The organism is Streptomyces sp. NPDC026659, assembly GCF_040638245.1.
GTDB lineage: Bacteria > Actinomycetota > Actinomycetes > Streptomycetales > Streptomycetaceae > Streptomyces.
This window is the reverse complement of the sequence record NZ_JBEZXY010000022.1, coordinates 890-2936: the sequence shown is the minus strand read 5'-3', so window position 1 is coordinate 2936 and position 2047 is coordinate 890. Positions and strand designations below refer to the sequence as shown.

The window sequence follows — 2047 nt, the reverse complement described above, 5'->3', positions numbered from 1 at the left end:
CCTTCCAGTTCCACACCCGCAGGATCGAGACCGATTTCGTCATGGCAACGCCAATCAGCAACGACTGTTTGCCCGCCAGTTGTTGTGCCACGCGGTTGGGAATGTAATTCAGCTCCGCCATCGCCGCTTCCACTTTTTCCCGCGTTTTCGCAGAAACGTGGCTGGCCTGGTTCACCACGCGGGAAACGGTCTGATAAGAGACACCGGCATACTCTGCGACATCGTATAACGTTACTGGTTTCACATTCACCACCCTGAATTGACTCTCTTCCGGGCGCTATCATGCCATACCGCGAAAGGTTTTGCGCCATTCGATGGTGTCCGGGATCTCGACGCTCTCCCTTATGCGACTCCTGCATTAGGAAATTAATACGACTCACTATAGGGGAATTGTGAGCGGATAACAATTCCCCTGTAGAAATAATTTTGTTTAACTTTAATAAGGAGATATACCATGGGCAGCAGCCATCACCATCATCACCACAGCCAGGATCCGGGGGACGAAAACCTCTATTTCCAGTCGATGAGGCGCACGCTCTTCACCCCCGAGCACGAGCAGTTCCGGGAGACCGCCCGTGCCTACTACCTCAGGGAGTGCGTGCCCCACGCGGAGGAATGGGAGCAGGCCGGAATCGTCAGCCGCGAGGCCTGGAGCGCGGCCGGTGCGGCCGGTCTCATCGGGTGGGAATTCCCCGAGGAGTTCGGCGGACAGGGCATCCGCGACTTCCGCTACAACGCCATCATGGCCGAGGAGATGGCGGCCACCGGCACGGTGGGCATCGGCCTCGGGCTCCAGAACGACGTCCTGCCCTCCTACCTGTCGCACCTCACCGGGGAGCAGCAACACCGCTGGCTCCCCGGGATCGTCTCCGGGCGGACCATCTGCGCACTGGCCCTGTCCGAGCCGGACGCCGGGTCGGACCTGGCGGCGATGCGCACCACCGCCCGCCGCGAGGGCGACCACTATGTGCTCAGCGGCCAGAAGACCTTCATCACCAACGGCATCCTCGCCGACTTCGTGATCGTCGCCTGCAAGACCGACCCGGACGCCCGCCACAAGGGCATCAGCCTGCTGGTCGTCGAGCGCGGGATGCCCGGCTTCGAGCGCGGCCGCCGGCTGGACAAGGTCGGCCTCAAGGCGCAGGACACCGCGGAGCTCTTCTTCCACGACGTACGGGTGCCGGCGGCGAACCTCCTCGGCGCGGAGGGCCGCGGCTTCGCGTACATGATGGAGAACCTGCCCACCGCGCGGATCGCCATCGCGGTGAGCGCGCTGGGCGGCGCACAGCGCGCCTTCGAGCTGGCGCTGGAGTACGCCAAGACCCGCACGGCGTTCGGGCAGCCCATCGGCACCTTCCAGGCCAACCGCTTCGCGCTGGCCGACATGCGGGCCAAGCTCGACGCGGCACGCACCTATGTCGACGGCTGCATCATGGCGCTCGTCGAGGGCCATCTCACGGCGGTCGACGCCGCCGCGGCGAAGTACTGGACCACCGAGACCGCCTGGCAGATCATCGACCGCTGCGTCCAGCTGTTCGGCGGATACGGATACATCAACGAGTACGAGATCGCGCGCATCTGGCGCGACAACCGCATTGAGCGGATCTTCGGCGGCACCTCGGAGATCATGCAGGAGATCGTGGGGCGCTCGCTGGGGCTGACATCGGCGACCGTGAGGAAGCAGGAATGACATTTAAGTAAGTACTCGAGTCTGGTAAAGAAACCGCTGCTGCGAAATTTGAACGCCAGCACATGGACTCGTCTACTAGCGCAGCTTAATTAACCTAGGCTGCTGCCACCGCTGAGCAATAACTAGCATAACCCCTTGGGGCCTCTAAACGGGTCTTGAGGGGTTTTTTGCTGAAACCTCAGGCATTTGAGAAGCACACGGTCACACTGCTTCCGGTAGTCAATAAACCGGTAAACCAGCAATAGACATAAGCGGCTATTTAACGACCCTGCCCTGAACCGACGACAAGCTGACGACCGGGTCTCCGCAAGTGGCACTTTTCGGGGAAATGTGCGCGGTTCCCCTTTTTGTTTATTT

General features: G+C 61.3%; 2 protein-coding genes. One reads left to right on the top strand and one right to left on the bottom strand.

All coding sequences use genetic code 11. The features are described from left to right. A partial coding sequence (locus AB0E91_RS31540) for a LacI family DNA-binding transcriptional regulator (protein ID WP_361788728.1) occupies nt 1-244 on the bottom strand: 244 nt, incomplete at its 3' end. A 279-nt stretch (nt 245-523) separates the two neighbouring features. Between AB0E91_RS31540 and AB0E91_RS31535 the strand changes: the two genes are divergently transcribed. Continuing rightward, entirely contained in the window at nt 524-1690 is a 1167-nt protein-coding gene (locus AB0E91_RS31535; protein WP_357863639.1) for an acyl-CoA dehydrogenase family protein, read from the top strand. The last annotated feature ends 357 nt before the right edge of the window (nt 1691-2047 follow it).